The sequence below is a fragment of the Bacteroides sp. An51A genome (assembly GCF_002161565.1).
Lineage (GTDB): Bacteria > Bacteroidota > Bacteroidia > Bacteroidales > Bacteroidaceae > Phocaeicola > Phocaeicola intestinalis.
Genome location: NZ_NFIC01000003.1, coordinates 245914 through 263844, shown reverse-complemented (window position 1 = coordinate 263844; position 17931 = coordinate 245914). Strand labels below are relative to the sequence as shown.

General features: G+C 49.2%; 14 protein-coding genes. 12 read left to right on the top strand and 2 right to left on the bottom strand.

The genetic code is table 11. The features are described from left to right. Window positions 1-174 precede the first annotated feature (174 nt). On the bottom strand, window positions 175-2286 hold the full coding sequence (locus B5G04_RS07435; protein ID WP_087396720.1) for a glycoside hydrolase N-terminal domain-containing protein: 2112 nt from the start codon (window positions 2284-2286) through the stop codon (window positions 175-177). A 980-nt stretch (window positions 2287-3266) separates the two neighbouring features. After that, entirely contained in the window at window positions 3267-4514 is a 1248-nt protein-coding gene (locus tag B5G04_RS07430) for a DcaP family trimeric outer membrane transporter (protein WP_087396542.1), read from the bottom strand. Window positions 4515-4724: 210 nt separating this feature from the next. Between B5G04_RS07430 and B5G04_RS07425 the strand changes: the two genes are divergently transcribed. From B5G04_RS07425 to miaA, 12 genes are all read left to right on the top strand, one after another. Then, window positions 4725-6203 carry a family 10 glycosylhydrolase gene (locus tag B5G04_RS07425; protein WP_087396540.1) on the top strand — a complete coding sequence of 493 codons (1479 nt, stop codon included), beginning with the start codon at window positions 4725-4727 and terminating at the stop codon, window positions 6201-6203. A 130-nt stretch (window positions 6204-6333) separates the two neighbouring features. Then, window positions 6334-7503, top strand: coding sequence for an AIR synthase-related protein (locus tag B5G04_RS07420; RefSeq protein ID WP_013619275.1), 1170 nt, complete (start codon window positions 6334-6336; stop codon window positions 7501-7503). Between the two features lies 1 nt (window position 7504). After that, complete coding sequence (locus B5G04_RS07415) at window positions 7505-7798, top strand: hypothetical protein (RefSeq protein WP_087396537.1); 294 nt, start codon at window positions 7505-7507, stop codon at window positions 7796-7798. A gap of 52 nt (window positions 7799-7850) precedes the next feature. Next, window positions 7851-8612: a Fic family protein gene (locus B5G04_RS07410; RefSeq protein WP_087396535.1), complete on the top strand. Its 762-nt coding sequence runs from the start codon at window positions 7851-7853 to the stop codon at window positions 8610-8612. A 5-nt stretch (window positions 8613-8617) separates the two neighbouring features. Then, window positions 8618-9730 carry a peptide chain release factor 1 gene (gene prfA / locus B5G04_RS07405; protein ID WP_087396533.1) on the top strand — a complete coding sequence of 371 codons (1113 nt, stop codon included), beginning with the start codon at window positions 8618-8620 and terminating at the stop codon, window positions 9728-9730. Window positions 9731-9790: 60 nt separating this feature from the next. Then, entirely contained in the window at window positions 9791-11470 is a 1680-nt protein-coding gene (locus tag B5G04_RS07400; protein WP_239414051.1) for a DUF4153 domain-containing protein, read from the top strand. Between the two features lie 24 nt (window positions 11471-11494). Beyond that, window positions 11495-12325: an orotidine-5'-phosphate decarboxylase gene (pyrF, locus tag B5G04_RS07395; protein WP_022039762.1), complete on the top strand. Its 831-nt coding sequence runs from the start codon at window positions 11495-11497 to the stop codon at window positions 12323-12325. 351 nt (window positions 12326-12676) lie between these two features. Then, window positions 12677-13717: a UDP-3-O-(3-hydroxymyristoyl)glucosamine N-acyltransferase gene (gene lpxD / locus B5G04_RS07390; RefSeq protein WP_022039761.1), complete on the top strand. Its 1041-nt coding sequence runs from the start codon at window positions 12677-12679 to the stop codon at window positions 13715-13717. A 5-nt stretch (window positions 13718-13722) separates the two neighbouring features. After that, entirely contained in the window at window positions 13723-15108 is a 1386-nt protein-coding gene (locus tag B5G04_RS07385; protein ID WP_022039760.1) for a bifunctional UDP-3-O-[3-hydroxymyristoyl] N-acetylglucosamine deacetylase/3-hydroxyacyl-ACP dehydratase, read from the top strand. 1 nt (window position 15109) lies between these two features. Continuing rightward, complete coding sequence (gene lpxA, locus B5G04_RS07380; RefSeq protein WP_022039759.1) at window positions 15110-15877, top strand: acyl-ACP--UDP-N-acetylglucosamine O-acyltransferase; 768 nt, start codon at window positions 15110-15112, stop codon at window positions 15875-15877. Window positions 15878-15925: 48 nt separating this feature from the next. Beyond that, window positions 15926-16480, top strand: a complete 555-nt coding sequence (locus B5G04_RS07375) for a hypothetical protein (RefSeq protein ID WP_022039758.1) — start codon at window positions 15926-15928, stop codon at window positions 16478-16480. 91 nt (window positions 16481-16571) lie between these two features. Beyond that, window positions 16572-17474 carry a tRNA (adenosine(37)-N6)-dimethylallyltransferase MiaA gene (gene miaA, locus B5G04_RS07370; protein WP_087396529.1) on the top strand — a complete coding sequence of 301 codons (903 nt, stop codon included), beginning with the start codon at window positions 16572-16574 and terminating at the stop codon, window positions 17472-17474. Window positions 17475-17931 lie beyond the last annotated feature (457 nt).

Below are 17931 nucleotides of genomic sequence, written 5' to 3'. Positions count from 1 at the left end.
TCATCCTAGCATGAGCGCAGGATCCCGGAAACAGAAAACTATGCATACGAGATCCTGCACTTTGTCTAGGATGACATTACTTTTTTGATAGTGTTTTTATTTTGATACCCCCTCATAAATGTGACGTCTCTACCAAAATAGTAAAATAGTAAATCGCCAAATCGTAAATCACACTCACGGCATCGGCTTCAAGCCTTTCCAACGCACGTTCCACGTACCGTCTTTCGGGAATCCGGGGTTCACGCCTTCCGAACCGTCCCAGCCTGCACACATCATCGCCACGGCGGTAAGCAAGCCGCCATTACCCGGCAGGTACACGCGCAGGCGTCCGTCCTGATAGTTGTGCCCGTTCACCAGATACGTGTTGGTGCGCTTGTCCATCAGCAAGGCTCCCACCGCCTTTTCAGGCTCGCCCAGGCGTGCCGCGTCCATGGCGGTCATCGGGTAATCCCAGCCCCAGGTCTTGTTCCAGTTCCAGTTGTCCCATACCCAGTCGAGAGTGTTGCGCATATAGTCGGCATGGATGAGCTTGTTCATCGGAAGAATGCCCACGGCACCCAGCACCGCCATGTGGTCGGAGGTGAAACGGATGTCCTTATACGTATCCGTAGCGGTCTCGGCGGCAAGATACAGGTGGTCTTCGTTGTATGCCAGCGGAGAGAGTTTCTCTATCAGCACGTCCCATTCGGGCACACGCTCCATGCCGGCACGTTCGCGCCACTCCTGAGCCACGCCCATGGCATAATGCCAGTAAGAAAGCTCGAAAGGAGGATTTACCGTATCGGCGGCACGCAAGGTTTCCTGAGCCGGAATGGCGCCCTTCAGGATATAGCGGTCGTTTTCCTTGTCGTAGGTAGCGAACGAGTACATAAACTCGGCGGTTTCCTGTACCAGCTTGTTATATTTCTGAATAATCGAGTCCGACGGCTCGGCACGGTAAAGCAGTTCGGCAAGGTAAATCAGGTGGGGCTGCTGCCAGATGAGGAAGCTTCCCACGTTCGACGGTGCCTCGATGCCGCTCGGGTCGGTCATCTTCATCCAGCGCACGCCTTCGAATCCCTGACGTTCGGCAATCTGGCGGGCTACGGGTTCCGCCTTTTCATACCAGCCCAAGGTGCGTCCCATCATTTCGGGGTGTCCCCACAAGGCGAAATGCGCCTGATGCCACCAAATCATTTCCAAATGGAACTTTCCGAACCACGAGTTATACGTCAGGCCCGTTTCCTGCGGAGGCGTAGAGCCTGCGCACTGGATAGCCATCAGGTACTGGCTCAGCACCACGCGGCGTTCCAGTTCCTTGGCGCGCGGGTCGGTGCAAAGCGAGAAGTCCACCGCCCCGCCTTTCGTCCAATACGTGTTCCAATACGCCGATGCAGCCTGTTCCGACTGGGCAAACGTCACGGCAGGCGCGTCAGACGGCTCGGGCGTAAACTGGCAGGTAAAGGCAAAAGCCGTGTCTGCCGGAGTCAGGACGAAATAGTTCTTTTCTTTCTCCTTCAGGGTAGCATCGCCTTCCCAACGCACCGTCACATAATAGGTCGTGGCGTCCAGCTGGCGTTTCAGCACGGCGCTCTGCCCGTCTTGTTCCACCACCGTAGTCGAATGCTTGTCGTTCGCTTCCCAGTCGCACGCATCGTCGCAATGCTTGCCCGTAGGGTAAGGGAAACGGAGCTTGATGCCCGCAGGAGCAGTGGAAGACACCCGTGCGGCTATCATGTCGCGTTCAGGATGGCAAACGGTCTGTACCCGGTAAGGGGTTCCGTCCAGCGAAAAGCTGCTGGTGATTTCTCCGTCCCACATATCCAGCGTCTGACGGATATCCTTCACCTGGCCGGGCGTAACCGACTCGTCCAGCTCCAGGCCCACAATGCCCAGATGCAGGCGGTGCGGATTGACGCGAAGCCAGTTGGAAGCGTCTTTCTGACGGCCTTCTTCCTTGAACTGGCACGCATACACCTCCTTGTGCCCGCGCCCGAAATCGTATTCCTTCTGGGCGTCTTCGGGCTTGTAGTTGCCCGTATTGGCAAAGCTGTGCCAGCCCCATTGGCTCTGTGTGCCCAGAGGCACTCCGTTCTTATACACTTCGGGGAAAGTCTGAAGCCCGGTCGCGTCTACGGTATAGGCAAACTCGCCGTTCCCCACCGAGAGCGACGATAGCGAATCCATCGCCGCCACTTGCGGATTGTTGCGCTCCACCAACGCCCGGCGGTCGATGGGTTCCTGCTTCTCCGCGCCACATGCTGCCAGCGTAAGGGCAGCCAACGAATAAAGTAACTGTTTCTTCATGTATCGTTTTTCTTTTTTAAAATAAATGTTTCCGTTGATTATCTTGATGCTGCGAAGATAAGGCTTCTTACTCAAAATCAACATGGAAAAACATACACAAGAGGCAAAATACAAGGGCAAAAACAAAGGTAGAAACGGCATAGCATCAGGTTTTGGTTACGCTACAAAGTTACGAAAAAGTTTTGAATCATGCAAGTTTTTCCGGGGCGCGGCGCAGCTATATGCTACCCCTCCTGCACTTAACTGGAATAGCTTATGCATATATATGCGCATAACATATAAATTTGCTACGCCGAATTTGCAATCCGTCAATAAATCTAACAGTTCTAACAGATAACAGTTCTTTTTTTTTGAAAACGGCAAGCGAGCGACGAGTAGAGAGAATGTTAATAAATATATATAATATATTATATTTATATGCGCACTTTCTGCGATTCAATTTTCAATTTAGATAACTGTTATCTGTTAGAACTGTTAGATTGTTTGTTGTGCTTGCGAAAAATGTAGGATAACGTGATTTCAAATTACCCTATGTGAATACCGCATTTCGCCAAACAAGCTGTAGGGGCGTATCGCATACGCCCTGAAGACATCCACGTGGATAAGTGGACGCATTCGGGCGTATGCGATACGCCCCTACATGGGATGTTTGCGGATATTCATTTTTTATAATTCATATACAACTCATTTACAGCATCATACAAACAATCGCCGCATAGCGTTAACAGATTTTCACACCCACCCGTTTCAAATCCATTGCCGGACGGGAAAAAAGACGTACCTTTGCCTTCGAACCAAAATCACAAAACGCTATGGAAACCAACCGATTACTTCACTACCTGAACTTCCACATCCTCCTGGTGTACGTTCTTGCAATAGCGGAACTCAGCGTCCTCGCATGCACGGATACAGACATGCTTCGGCGTAATGTCACCGATAGGCATTTCGGGGATGCCATGGAATCGGGTACACTTTTCCCCTTAAAACTGGAAAATAGCCGTCACTACCAAGCGGTGGTTCAAGACGGTATGCGAAGAAAGCGCCTTGGCTTTCGCATCGAATTCATCACCGTACCAGGCGTTGCACACCGAATATTCGGCACCGAACTTCCAGTGCGGGCGGTTATAAGTCAGTTCGGCGGTGCCGGTGAAAAGCTGGTCGAGGGTGGTTCCTGTGCCTAACGTGCCGTAGGGCACTTCTTCCGTAGCCCCCAAGCCTTTCAGGTAACCGAAGAACAATGCCGGACGCCACGTCTTGCCGTATGCCACGTTCACCCACGTAGTAGAAGTGCGGAGCGGCGCATACTCCTGCTCGCCGGTCACGGGGTCGATGCTCCGGATGCCGTATCCGCCTACGGTGCTGGCTTGCGTCAGGTTGGTGCCCAATACGGTTTTGGCGGCTACCAGCCAATTGTTACGCGTGTATTTCACATGCGCCTCGCCCGAAATGCCGGTGATGCGTTCGTCCACCTTATACGTGCCGCTCCCGGTTTCCGACTGGGTACGGGGCGTAATGGAGCTGACATGTACGCCGGCACCGGCTATCAAGCCCGGCCGCTTGTAATCCACGCCCACATACACCTCGGGGATGCTGCTCCACTTGATGAAATCCTGGTGCTTGCGGGTAGCGGTAGCGCCCGGCTCGTTGGAACTGGGACCTACCGAGAGGTATTGCGATTGCCAGATAGCGGCGGCGGTCAGGCGGAAGTTTTCCGAAGTGAAGCGGTACCGGATTTGCGGAGCGCGGCTGAAGGGCTGGTAAGGAGCACCCATGTTGAGGTTCAGTATTTCGGGAGCCACATCGCCATAGAGCGGATGCCAGGTCTGCCCCACCAGCAACGCCGACTTGCCCCAGTCAAGATTGAAATACACGTGGCGGATGCGGAAGAGCGAATACGTTGTGCCCGAACCGCGGAAGTCCACTTCCACCTTTGCCGAAGTCTTTGCCTTGCCCAGCATCGGTCCCGTCACGTCCACGCCCAAACGGGTATAAAGGGTATAGAAATCGCTGTTCCCGTTGTCGTTCAGGTCTTTTCCGTTAGGGTCTTCCACTTTATCCAGCGGATACATATAGAACAGTCCGTCCACCGTTTCCGAATTCGACCGGCTGTTATAGAACAAATCGGTACGCACCTGACCATAAAATTTATAGTCGAATCCTTTCTTCTGCGCATTGCCTGCCAGTGTACCTCCCAGCAGAGCTGCCAATAATACAACTTGCTTTTTCATACTTATCCTTATCGTTTTTGAAACGCAGATTAGCGCAGATTAACACAAATTATATTTAATAAATATCCACGACCCCACTGGGACTACAGAATACATCAAATAATCTGCGTTAATCCGCGTTTCAAACAAAAACACATTTATAAACATCGCCCGCAAAAGTAATAAAAAAGAAAAATGTTTGTATCTTTGCCCGCCTAAAAACATCACGACATGAGACAAAAGCTACGATATACGATTCTCGCCCTGCTGCTCTTCCCCTTCCTCACCGCTTTCGCGCAAACAGCCCCGAAATACGAGATACGCGCCACGTGGCTCACTACGCTGGGCGGTATGGACTGGCCTAGCCATAAAGCCGTCTCTCCCCAAGGCATCGAACGCCAGAAGGCCGAACTATGCCATATCCTTGACCAGCTGAAACAAGCCAACTTCAATACGGTACTTTTCCAAACCCGCCTGCGGGGAGACGTAATCTACCCCTCGGCATTCGAGCCTTTCGCCGAATCGCTGACGGGTACCGAAGGCAAGCATCCCGGCTACGACCCATTGAAATTTGCCATAGAAGAATGCCACCGGCGGGGCATGGAACTGCATGCCTGGCTCGTGGCTATCCCCATCGGGAACACCCGCCAGATACGGATGCTTGGGAAAAACGCCCTGACCCGCAAACACCCCTCGCTCTGCAGGCAATTCAAGGGAAGCTGGTACCTGGACCCGGGCAATCCCGGAACAGATGAATATCTGGCAAACATCGTGCGCGAAATCGTATCCGGATACGATGTGGACGGCATCCATCTCGATTACATCCGGTACCCCGAGCAGGGGGAACGCTTCCCCGACCAAAACACATACCGCAAGTATGGGAAACGGCAAGGCCTGACACAATGGCGGCGGGACAACATCACACGCATCGTGCGCCGGATATATACCGAAGTCAAGTCAATGAAACCGTGGGTAAAGGTAAGCAGCTCGCCCATCGGCAAATACCGCGATACGGAACGCTATTCTTCGCACGGCTGGAACGCCTATGAAGAGGTGTATCAGGACGCCCAGCAATGGCTGAAAGAAGGCATCCACGACGCACTTTTCCCCATGATGTATTTCCAAGGAAACCACTTTTACCCGTTTGCCCTCGACTGGAAAGAGAATGCATACGGGCGGTGGATTGTGCCCGGACTGGGCATCTACTTCCTGCACCCCAAAGAACAGGACTGGCAACTGGACGAAGTCATCCGGCAAATCTATTTCATCCGTTCCATCGGGCTGGACGGACAGGCTTACTTCCGTACCCGCTTCCTGCTCGACAATACCAAAAGCGTATTCGACGAGCTGAGGCAACATTTCTACCCGCTTCCAGCACTCGTCCCGCCCATGACATGGACGGACAGCATCGCACCTGCCAAGCCCCAAGAGCCGTCTTTCACGCTTTTAGACCGAGGCATCCGTTTCCGCTGGGAAGCCTCTACCGATAACCTCTCGCCGGTATATTACCGCCTCTATGCGTCGGACACTTATCCGGTAGACACGCGGAACCCCCTCAACCTGATTGCCCCACGCATCGAGGACACCCGCTACACCTATGTGCCCGAAGTGCCTTGGCAAGAATACCTCTATTGGGCGGTGACCGCCGTAGACCGGTGCGGGAACGAAAGCGAACCGCTGGAATTTTTCCAATTGACAAATTATGAATAGCCCAAATTATGAATAGTTGCTTACCGGCATCGTTTTTACGCCTTTGCGTTTCCTATTCTCCGAAATATTCACTATTTTTGCAAATCAATATTATAGCATTTGTAAATCAAAATTCATAACATAAATTCTTATGAGCAACCAACGATATATGCAACGCGGCGTGTCGGCATCGAAAGAAGATGTACACAACGCCATCAAGAACATCGACAAAGGTATTTTCCCGAAAGCATTCTGCAAAATCATACCCGACATCTTGGGCGGTGACCCTGAATATTGCAACATCATGCACGCCGATGGGGCAGGCACCAAATCGTCATTGGCATACCTGTACTGGAAAGAGACCGGCGACTTGTCGGTATGGAAAGGCATCGCGCAAGACGCGCTGATTATGAACATCGACGACCTGCTCTGTGTGGGAGCGGTAGACAACATACTGGTATCCTCCACCATCGGACGCAACAAACTGCTGGTACCGGGCGAGGTTATCTCCGCCATCATCAACGGTACGGATGAACTGCTTGCCGAACTGCGCGGCATGGGTGTAGGCGTATATGCCACAGGAGGCGAAACCGCCGATGTGGGCGACCTGGTGCGCACCATCATCGTAGACTCTACCGTGACCTGCCGCATGAAGCGTGCCGACGTGATAGACAATGCCAATATCCGTCCGGGCGATGTCATCGTAGGACTTGCCTCCTACGGACAAGCCACGTATGAAAAAGAATACAACGGCGGCATGGGAAGCAACGGGCTGACCTCGGCACGCCACGATGTGTTCGCCAAATACCTGGCGGAGAAATATCCTGAAAGCTACGACCACGCCGTGCCCGAAGACCTGGTATACAGCGGAAACCTGAAGCTGACCGACCCGGTAGAAGGCTCGCCCATCGATGCTGGCAAGCTGGTGCTCTCTCCTACCCGCACGTATGCGCCGGTGGTCAAGAAGCTGCTCGATGCACTCCGTCCGGAAATACACGGCATGGTGCATTGCTCGGGAGGCGCACAGACGAAGGTGCTCCACTTCGTAGGCGACAATTGCCGGGTAATCAAAGACAACCTCTTCCCCGTTCCTCCCCTCTTCCGCACCATCAAGGAACAGAGCGGAACAGATTGGGACGAAATGTACAAGGTATTCAACATGGGACACCGTCTGGAGGTTTACCTCTCGCCCGAACATGCCGAAGAAGTCATCGCCATCTCGAAATCGTTCAACATCGACGCGCAAGTAGTAGGACGCATCGAGGAAAGCGACCATAAGGAACTGATTATCCGGAGTGAGTTCGGGGAGTTCAAGTATTGATATGGCATACATCCGGTTAGTCTGTTTGATTATCATACTCTCCGCATTCCTTGTCAGCCGTTGGAAAGGTTTAGCCAGTGTAAACCAATGTGTGCGGAGAGGATATTTTATTTTAATCAGCGTGGCGTGTGTCATCGTAGCCATAGATTCTACCCTGACCTGCATTGCCCTCATCATGAACCACACGTTCTCGGAAAAAATGTTCCAAGAGCTGCTGTTCTGCATAGTATGGTGGCTCATCTGTTGGGGTATCGTCTTCCGGCAAATAGACTTTTCAAGAAAGCTTTGGGAATAATGCACGACACGTGCCAACCCGAAAAAAGAAACAGAGATAAAATCCTATTATGATGTCAGAGAACAATACATTATTAGCGAAACTGGATGCGATGAAATCGCGTTTAGGCTCGTTGCGCCCCCTTCCCAAAGAAGCATTGGAAAAAATAAGGGAAGCCCTCGACATAGAATATACCTACGAAAGCAACCGGATAGAAGGCAATACGTTGACCTTGCAGGAAACCGCACTTGTGGTAGAAGAAGGGCTCACGATAAGCGGAAAAAGTATGCGCGAACACTTGGAAGCCATCAACCATCAAGAAGCCATCGCATTTATCAAAGAACTGGCGCAAAAAGAAGAACCTCTGACCGAACGTATCATCCTCCAGATTCATGCACTTATCTTGCGAGGTATCGACCGGCAAAACGCAGGACGTTACCGCACAGTGCCTGTACTGATTTCAGGAAGCCGGCACGTTCCTCCCCAACCTTATTTGATAGAAAAGCAAATGGAAGACTTCCTGCTCCGTTTCCATGAAATGGAAGCCCAAGGCGTGCATCCGGTAGACATTGCCGCCTATCTGCATGACGAGTTGGTACGCATCCATCCTTTTATAGACGGAAACGGACGGACTTCGCGTTTGCTGATGAACCTTTACCTGTTGCGCCACGGCTATGTATTTGTGTTACTAAAAGGAGATGCCGAAAGCAAACTGGCATATTATCAGGCGCTTGAAGCATCGCATGTAGACAAGAATCCGGCTCTTTTCCGCCAACTGGTAGAAGAAAAAGAGATAGAAGCTTTACAAACATACATCAATTTGATTGAAGGTTAATTTATATGTCAGAGAATAACAATACATTATTAGAAAAACTGGACGGACTGGTGGCACGGTTTGAAGAAGTATCGACCCTGATAACCGACCCGTCCGTCATTGCCGACCAGAAACGCTACGTGAAGCTCACCAAGGAATACAAAGAGCTGGGCGACCTGATGAAGGCACGCAAGGAATACATGCAATGCCTTGCCGGGCTGGAGGAAGCCAAAGCGATGATGAACGAAAGCGACCCCGAAATGAAGGAAATGGCACGTGAGGAAGCCGCCGCATGCGAGGCACGCATACCGGAACTGGAAGAGGAAATCAAGCTTCTGCTCATCCCTGCCGACCCGCAGGACGACCGTAATGCCATCCTCGAAATCCGAGGAGGAACCGGAGGGGACGAAGCCGCCATCTTCGCCGGAGACCTTTTCCGCATGTATTCGAAATATTGCGAGCGCAAAGGTTGGAAGCTGGAAGTATCGAGTGCCAGCGAAGGCGCATCGGGCGGATTCAAGGAAATCATCTGCTCCGTCACGGGAGAAAAAGTCTACGGAACACTGAAATACGAATCGGGCGTACACCGCGTACAGCGTGTACCTGCAACCGAAACACAAGGACGCGTACATACCTCGGCGGCATCTGTCGCCGTATTGCCCGAAGCCGAACCCTTCGATGTGGAAATCAACGAAGGAGAAATCAAATGGGATACGTTCCGAAGCTCTGGTGCCGGAGGTCAGAATGTGAACAAAGTGGAATCGGGCGTACGCCTGCGCTATAACTGGAAAAACCCCAATACGGGCGTGGTAGAAGAAATCCTGATAGAATGTACCGAAACGCGCGACCAGCCGAAAAACAAGGAACGGGCTCTCGCGCGCCTGCGTACCTTTATATATGACAAGGAACACCAGAAGTACATCGACGATATCGCCTCGAAGCGGAAAACCATGGTGAGCACCGGAGACCGTTCGGCAAAAATCCGTACCTACAATTACCCGCAGGGACGCATCACCGACCACCGCATCAATTATACCATCTACAACCTTGCCGCCTTTATGGACGGTGACATCCAAGATTGTATCGACCACCTGATAGTGGCGGAAAACGCCGAAAGATTGAAAGAAAGCGAACTATAACTTTATCTATATTTATCCAGAACAATGAACCGACAATGGCTCCGACAAGCACTACAAACTATGGGCGGAACGTTTCAAACGACCTTGAAGCGTTTCCCCGTCACGGTAGTGTTTGTTCTTGCCTTGACCTTATACCTCTTTCATCTTATTTCGATTGAAGCAAAAGGTGATGAAAAATTATTTTGGGTAACAGGATATTATCTCTCTACAGGCACCCTTTTATCACTCACCTTGCATCTGTGGTGTGAAGAGGTCAAGCGAAACTCACGCAAATGGATGATACAAATAACCATGCATGCATTACTCATTGCTGACACATGGTTCTTGTATTCCCTCTCGCCCGAACGTTCGCTTACAGAAATCGGCATTGCCCATGCAGCGGCTCTTTTTGCATTGGGACTATCGGTATTTTTTCTCTCATTCACCCAAGCAAAAAATGACATTCCCAGTTGGAACTTTGCCACATCCAGCATTGGCGCACTAGCCACTTCGCTGGTTATCGGGAGCATCATGAGTGGAGGCATCAGCTTGCTGATATTATCCCTTCATACATTGTTCGGCATAGACGTAAGCTACAAATGTTACCTTTACATTCTCACCTTGTGCAACGTATGCCTTGCCTTATTCCTCTTCCTGGGACTTTTACCCCAAGGGAAAGAAAAACATAACGACCGCCCGTTGCCCAACGCATTCCTCAATAGCATCATCCATTACCTGTTTCTTCCATTGGAAATAGGTTACATGATTGTATTGTACATCTATGCAGGCAACATACTCGCAAATTGGGAATTGCCTATCGGATGGGTGTCGTGGCTCGTGACCATCATGATGGGAGGATGCATCATCATCGAGTTCGGACTTTATCCTGCACGCATGGAAAAAGAGAAACGGGCAGACCGGCTGATTGCACGCTGGTTACCCATATTGGCACTGCCACTGCTGATACTGATGACGGTCAGCATCGGACGCCGCCTGCAGGATTATGGCATCACCATCAACCGCCTTTACCTGCTCACATTCAACCTCTGGTGCTATCTGGTATGCATCGGCCTGCTAACCAACCGGGCTCGGCGTATCAGTTGGATTCCAATATCGTTTGCATGCATTTTCTTGCTGGTATCGATACTTCCGGTCAATTATGCCAGCATCACCCGCAACAAAATACACAAGGACATCGAAACCAGTCTGAAACAGGCCACCACACACCCGCTTCCCTTATCGAAAGACATCTACGAAACCTGCCTGAAAGAAATGCCCCATGCGCAGGCAGCAAACCTGAACGACCGTATCCGCTACATGCGCGACTGGTTCGGATGGGAAAGCTTGCAGGACCTGGTTGCCTCAAACGTTTCACTCTATACATTACCCGAAACCGAACCGGAATCCCATTCCTACCGAGGACAAACGTCTTCGCCAGTTTCTGTCAATATACCGCAAGGATACAACAAACTGACGGCTATCGAACAACAATTCTCCGGCACAGACAACGCATTGCCCGAAACATGGTGGAAAAACGGAACATTGCCCGTATTGATAGAAGGGACAAACGACACCCTCTACTTCGACCTCAGTATCCTAAAAGAGCTGAATCAGTACGAAACAGAGCCAATGCCTCCAACCGTCCTCCGATGCAGTTCACCAGAGAAATCATTCATTCTGACCCGTTTCTCATTGAACTACAGCGAGCAAGAGCCTGATGATACGTATCTAAGTTTCAACGGATATTTATTTATAAAATAAAATAACTCTAAACTTAATCACAACATGAACAAACAACAACTTTTAGAGAACATCAAACGCAAACAATCCTTCCTCTGCGTAGGACTGGACACCGACATCAAGAAAATCCCTGAACACCTGTTGAAGGAAGAAGACCCGATTTTCGCGTTCAACAAAGCCATCATAGACGCTACAGCCCCCTATTGCATCGCCTATAAACCCAACCTGGCTTTCTACGAAAGCATGGGCGTAAAAGGCTGGATAGCCTTCGAAAAGACCGTGGAATACATCAAGAAGAACTATCCCGACCAGTTCATCATCGCCGATGCCAAACGTGGTGACATCGGAAACACCTCCGCCATGTATGCCCGCACCTTCTTCGAAGAACTGGATATTGATGCCGTGACCGTGGCTCCTTACATGGGTGAGGACAGTGTGACCCCCTTCCTTACTTATGAAAAGAAATGGGTCATCCTGCTGGCGCTGACCTCGAACAAAGGTTCGCACGATTTTCAGCTGACGGAGGACAAGGAAGGTGAACGGCTTTTCGAGAAAGTCTTGCGTAAGTCACAAGAATGGGCAAACGACCAGAACATGATGTATGTGGTGGGTGCTACCCAAGGTAAAATGTTCGAAGACATCCGAAAGATTGTACCCAACCATTTCCTGCTTGTTCCGGGCATCGGTGCACAAGGAGGCTCGCTGGAAGAAGTGTGCCGCTACGGCATGACTCCCGAATGCGGACTTATCGTCAACTCCAGCCGTGCCATCATCTATGCCGACAAGAGCGAAGCCTTCGCCCAAGCCGCCAAGAATGAAGCCGAAAAGGTTCAGAAACAAATGGCGGAACAATTGAAAGCCGCCCATATAATATAATAAGGAGTAAACCGGCTCACGCATCCTCTCATTGCACCTGCCCCGTGCGGTACAATGAGAGGGCTTATGCATCTCGAAACGCATGTACTTGCATCGGCTCACTCAAGCGTCTGCATCCCCCGACTCAAGCGTTTGCACCGGCATGCGCAAGCGGTTGCATACGCCTCCGAGACCTGCCGTGTTCCGCAGGACTAAAGCAAAAAAAACATCGGTTAACCAGTTTTAGACCACTAAAAAGATAAATAATTGACATTTTGCACGGTTATATAAAAAAAAAATACGTAATTTGCATAATTAAACAAGGAGCGTACTAAAAGACACTAATAGAAAAACCAAAAGATACGATAAGTTATGGAGTTTTCAGCTAAACAAATTGCGGAATATATCCACGGAGAAATAGTAGGGAATGAGAATGCAACCGTACATACATTCGCCAAGATAGAAGAAGGCGTGCCGGGTGCCATTTCTTTTCTTTCAAACCCGAAATATACACATTACATATATACAACCCAATCAACGATTGTACTGGTCAATAAAGATTTCGAACCGGAACAACCGGTAAGTGCAACCTTGATTAAAGTAGACAACGCATACGAAAGCCTGGCTCAACTCCTGACTTTATACGAACAAAGCAAGCCGAAAAAGACGGGCATCGACCCGTTAGCATCCATTGCTCCGACCGCTAAAATCGGGAAAGATGTCTATATCGGTCCCTTTGCCTGCATCGAAGAAGGTGTGGAGATAGGCGATAACGCTTGCATCCACCCGCATGCGACCGTAGGAAGCCATGCCAAAATAGGAAATAACACAACGCTCTATCCCCATGTCACGATTTATCAGGATTGCCGGGTGGGAAACAATTGCATCCTGCATGCCGGATGTGTCATCGGTGCGGACGGATTCGGGTTTGCCCCCTCCGCCGAAGGCTATGACAAGATTCCCCAAATCGGTATCGTCGTTATTGAGGACAATGTGGAAATCGGTGCCAATACGTGCGTAGACCGTGCCACGATGGGCGCCACCATCATCCATAAGGGCGTAAAGCTGGACAACCTGATTCAGATTGCCCACAATGTAGAGATAGGAAGCCACACGGTGATGGCTTCGCAAGGAGGCGTGGCGGGTTCCGCCAAGATAGGCGAATGGTGCGTATTTGCCGGACAAGTAGGTGTAGCCGGACATATCAAAGTGGGCGACCGCGTGACTATCGGAGCCCAATCGGGCATACCGGGCAATACCAAGTCGGGCAGCACCCTGATGGGATATCCCGCCATCGACCCGAAACTTTTTGCGCGTTCAGCTGTTATATACAAGAAGTTGCCCGACATGTACGAAGACATGAGACGCATGCAAAAAGAACTGGAAGAATTGAAGAAACAACTTAATAAATAAAGCCCATGTTGAAACAAAAAACATTAAAAGGCAGTTTTACACTGAACGGTAAGGGTCTCCATACCGGAGTCAAGCTGACCGTGACATTCAATCCTGCCCCCGAACACCACGGATATAAAATCCAACGCATCGACCTGGATGACCAGCCCATCATCGATGCCATAGCGGATAATGTGGTAGACACCACACGTGGTACTGTTTTGGCTAAGAACGGGGTAAAAGTAAGTACCGTAGAGCACGCCATGGCTGCCCTCTATGCAGCCGGTATCGATAATTGCCTGATTCAGGTAAACGGTCCCGAACTTCCGATTTTAGACGGAAGCTCGAAAGCATACGTAGAATGCATCCAGCGGGTAGGCATTGAGGAACAAACCGCTCCGAAAGATTATTACATCATCAAATCGAAAATCGAAGTGCGCGATGAAGAAACAGGGTCTTCCATCATCGTCTTGCCGGATGATAAATTCAGCTTAAACGTATTAATCTCTTACGATTCCAAGATTCTGACCAACCAATACGCCACATTGGAGAACATGGAAGACTTTCCTACCGAAATCGCATCGGCACGCACCTTCGTATTCGTGAGGGAAATCGAACCTCTGCTGAATGCCGGGCTTATCAAGGGAGGAGATTTGGACAATGCCATCGTTATCTACGAAAAGCAGATGACCCAAGAAAACTTCGATAAATTAGCGGATGTCATGGGAGTCCCGCACATGGACGCAAGCCATTTAGGATATATCAATCACATCCCTTTGGTATGGCCCAACGAGCCAGCACGCCATAAGTTGCTCGATATCATCGGCGACCTTGCCCTGATTGGGAAACCCATCAAAGGACGCATCATCGCCACCCGTCCGGGACATACCATCAACAATAAATTCGCACGCCAATTGCGCAAGGAAATCCGCCTGCACGAGATTCAGGCTCCTATCTATAATTGCAACGAACCGCCTTTGATGGACGTGAACCGCATCCGCGAGCTCCTTCCTCACCGCTATCCGTTCCAATTGGTGGATAAGGTCATCGCTATCGGAGCCAACCACATCGTAGGCGTGAAGAATGTCACATCGAACGAACCTTTCTTCCAAGGGCATTTCCCGCAAGAGCCGGTCATGCCGGGCGTGCTTCAAGTAGAAGCCATGGCACAAGTGGGAGGCTTGTTAGTGCTCAATTCATTGGCAGAGCCGGAAAGATATTCCACTTACTTCCTGAAGATAGACAATGTGAAGTTCCGCCAAAAAGTAGTGCCAGGCGATACCCTTGTCTTCCGTGTAGAACTACTGGCACCGATTCGGCGCGGCATCTCTACCATGAAAGGATATATCTTCGTAGGAGAAAAAATCGTTTGCGAAGCCGAATTTATGGCACAAATAGTAAAAAACAAATAACATGATCAGTCCATTAGCATACATACACCCCGAAGCAATCATCGGAGAGAACGTAGAAATCGGCCCCTTTGTCTACATCGACAAGAACGTGGTCATTGGCGACAACAATACCATTATGCCTAATGCGAACATCTTATACGGTTCACGCATAGGCAACAACAACCGTATCTTTCCGGGAGCCGTCATCGGAGCTATTCCGCAAGACCTGAAATTCCGGGGAGAAGAGACCACAGCCGAAATAGGCGACAACAACACCATACGCGAGAATGTGACTATCAACCGGGGCACCGCAGCCAAAGGGAAAACCATCGTAGGAAACAACAACCTCCTCATGGAAGGCGTACATGTGGCACACGACACCCATGTCGGAAGCGGATGCATCATCGGAAACTCCACGAAAATGGCAGGTGAAGTCATCATCGACGACAATGCCATTGTAAGCGCCAACGTACTGATGCACCAGTTCTGCCGGGTGGGAGGATACGTCATGATACAGGGCGGATGCCGGTTCAGCAAAGACATCCCTCCTTATATTATCGCAGGACGCGAACCCATTGCCTACAGTGGCATCAACATCGTAGGCCTGCGCCGGCGCGGATTCTCGAACGAACTGATAGAAAATATCCACAACGCCTACCGCATCATCTACAATAACGGAAAGAACGTGACCGATGCCTTGCAACAGGTAAGAGAGGAAGTCCCGATGAGTCCCGAAATTGAATACATCGTTTCTTTTATCGAAAATTCGGAAAGAGGCATCATCCGATAAAAAATTTTTGTACCTTTACCGCATCAATCTAAGATTAACGACAGAATTATGGTATACAAATTTAGAATCATATCAGATGAAGTGGATGATTTCTTAAGAGAAATCAAAATTGACTCAGATGCTTCATTCTACGACCTGCATGAAGCGATATTAAAATGTACAAACTACAAGAACGACCAGATGACTTCCTTTTTTATCTGCGATGATGACTGGGAAAAAGAAATCGAAATCACCCTCGAAGATATGGGAACAGGAAGTTCGGAAGAAGACACTTTCGTCATGAAAGATACCCGTCTGAGCGAATTGCTGGAAGACGAAAAACAAAAACTGATTTACGTGTTTGACCCGCTGACCGAACGAGTATTCTTTATCGAACTGTCGGAAATCATCACCGGCAAGGACTTGGAACATGCAGTTTGTTCGCGCAAGGAAGGAAATCCACCCAAACAAACCGTAGACTTCGACGAACAGATGAAAGCAGATTCATCGCTCGACCTTGACGAAAACTTTTATGGTGATCAGGAATACGACATGGAGGATTTCGACCCCGACGGCTATGACATAGGAAGCGGAGGAAATCCATACGACGAAGATAAATACTAATTTTTTAATGAAGAATGAAGAAATAAGAATGAAGAATCGGTTGAACACCTTACTCATTCTTCATTCTTCATTCTTCATTCTTTAATTCTTCATTTTTATGACCCTTATCGTCCTCATTGGTCCTACCGGCGTAGGCAAAACCGAATTAAGCCTGTCCATCGCCGAAACCTATCATACTTCTATTCTCTCTGCAGACTCCCGCCAACTTTATGCCGATTTGAAAATAGGTACGGCAGCTCCTACCCCCAACCAACTGGCACGGGTTCCTCATTATTTTGTAGGCACATTACAACTCACCGATTATTACAGTGCGGCACAGTACGAAGCAGATGCGCTCAAAAAACTGGACGAACTTTTTAAAGCACACGATGTGGTAGTACTGACCGGAGGCTCGATGATGTACGTCGATGCCGTATGCAAAGGTATCGATGACATCCCCACGATAGATGCCGAAACACGCCAACTGATGATAGAAAGATACGAACAAGAAGGATTGGAGCAATTGTGTGCCGAACTGAAAGTCTTAGACCCCGAATATTATGCAATAGTAGACCGCAAAAACCCCAAACGGGTCATCCATGCTCTCGAAATCTGCTATATGACAGGAAAGACCTACACATCTTTTCGCACCCGGACGTGCAAGAAACGCCCCTTCAACATCGTGAAAATAGGTTTAACACGTGACCGGGAAGAACTTTACGAACGCATCAACCACCGTGTAGACCAGATGATGGAAGAAGGATTATTGGAAGAAGCACGCAAAGTCTATCCTTACCGTCACCTCAACTCACTCAATACCGTAGGCTATAAAGAACTCTTCAAATACTTCGATGGAGAGTGGGAACTGCCTTTTGCTATTGAAAAAATCAAGCAAAACTCGCGTATCTACTCACGCAAGCAAATGACGTGGTTCAAACGTGACACCGACATCAAATGGTTTCATCCCGACCAACAAGAAGAAATCATGCAATACATCAAGAAGAAACTGTTTTGAAAACGAACACATCAAACCAAGAAAAACTTTTTGGAGAAATTCAAAACAGCTTCTCAAAACAGTTTCTCAAGTATTCGGTTGCAGAATGAACGGCATGACGTGTTGTCAGCCTCCGACTGACAATTGTTCACATCGCATGACAAAGATATTACAGGCATACCGTTTTTTTGATATAGGTCAACAAAACAAGCAAAACCTAAAAATATATGCTATAAAACATATTTTGTATCAAAAAAGGTCGTATCTTTGCAGTGTAATTAAAGAACAACAAGTTCTAGAACTTAACTAACTAGTAATTTTAAGGTAAAGATTGGAAAAGAAAAAAACATCAAAGGCCAGCCGTGAGGTTCGCCCGAGATTGAAAGGATAACAAGATTTAGGTATTACAAGTAATTAAGTTTTCAGGTATTATTAACTAAACAAAGAAAGGATAACAATTATGAAAAAGGTAAAAAAC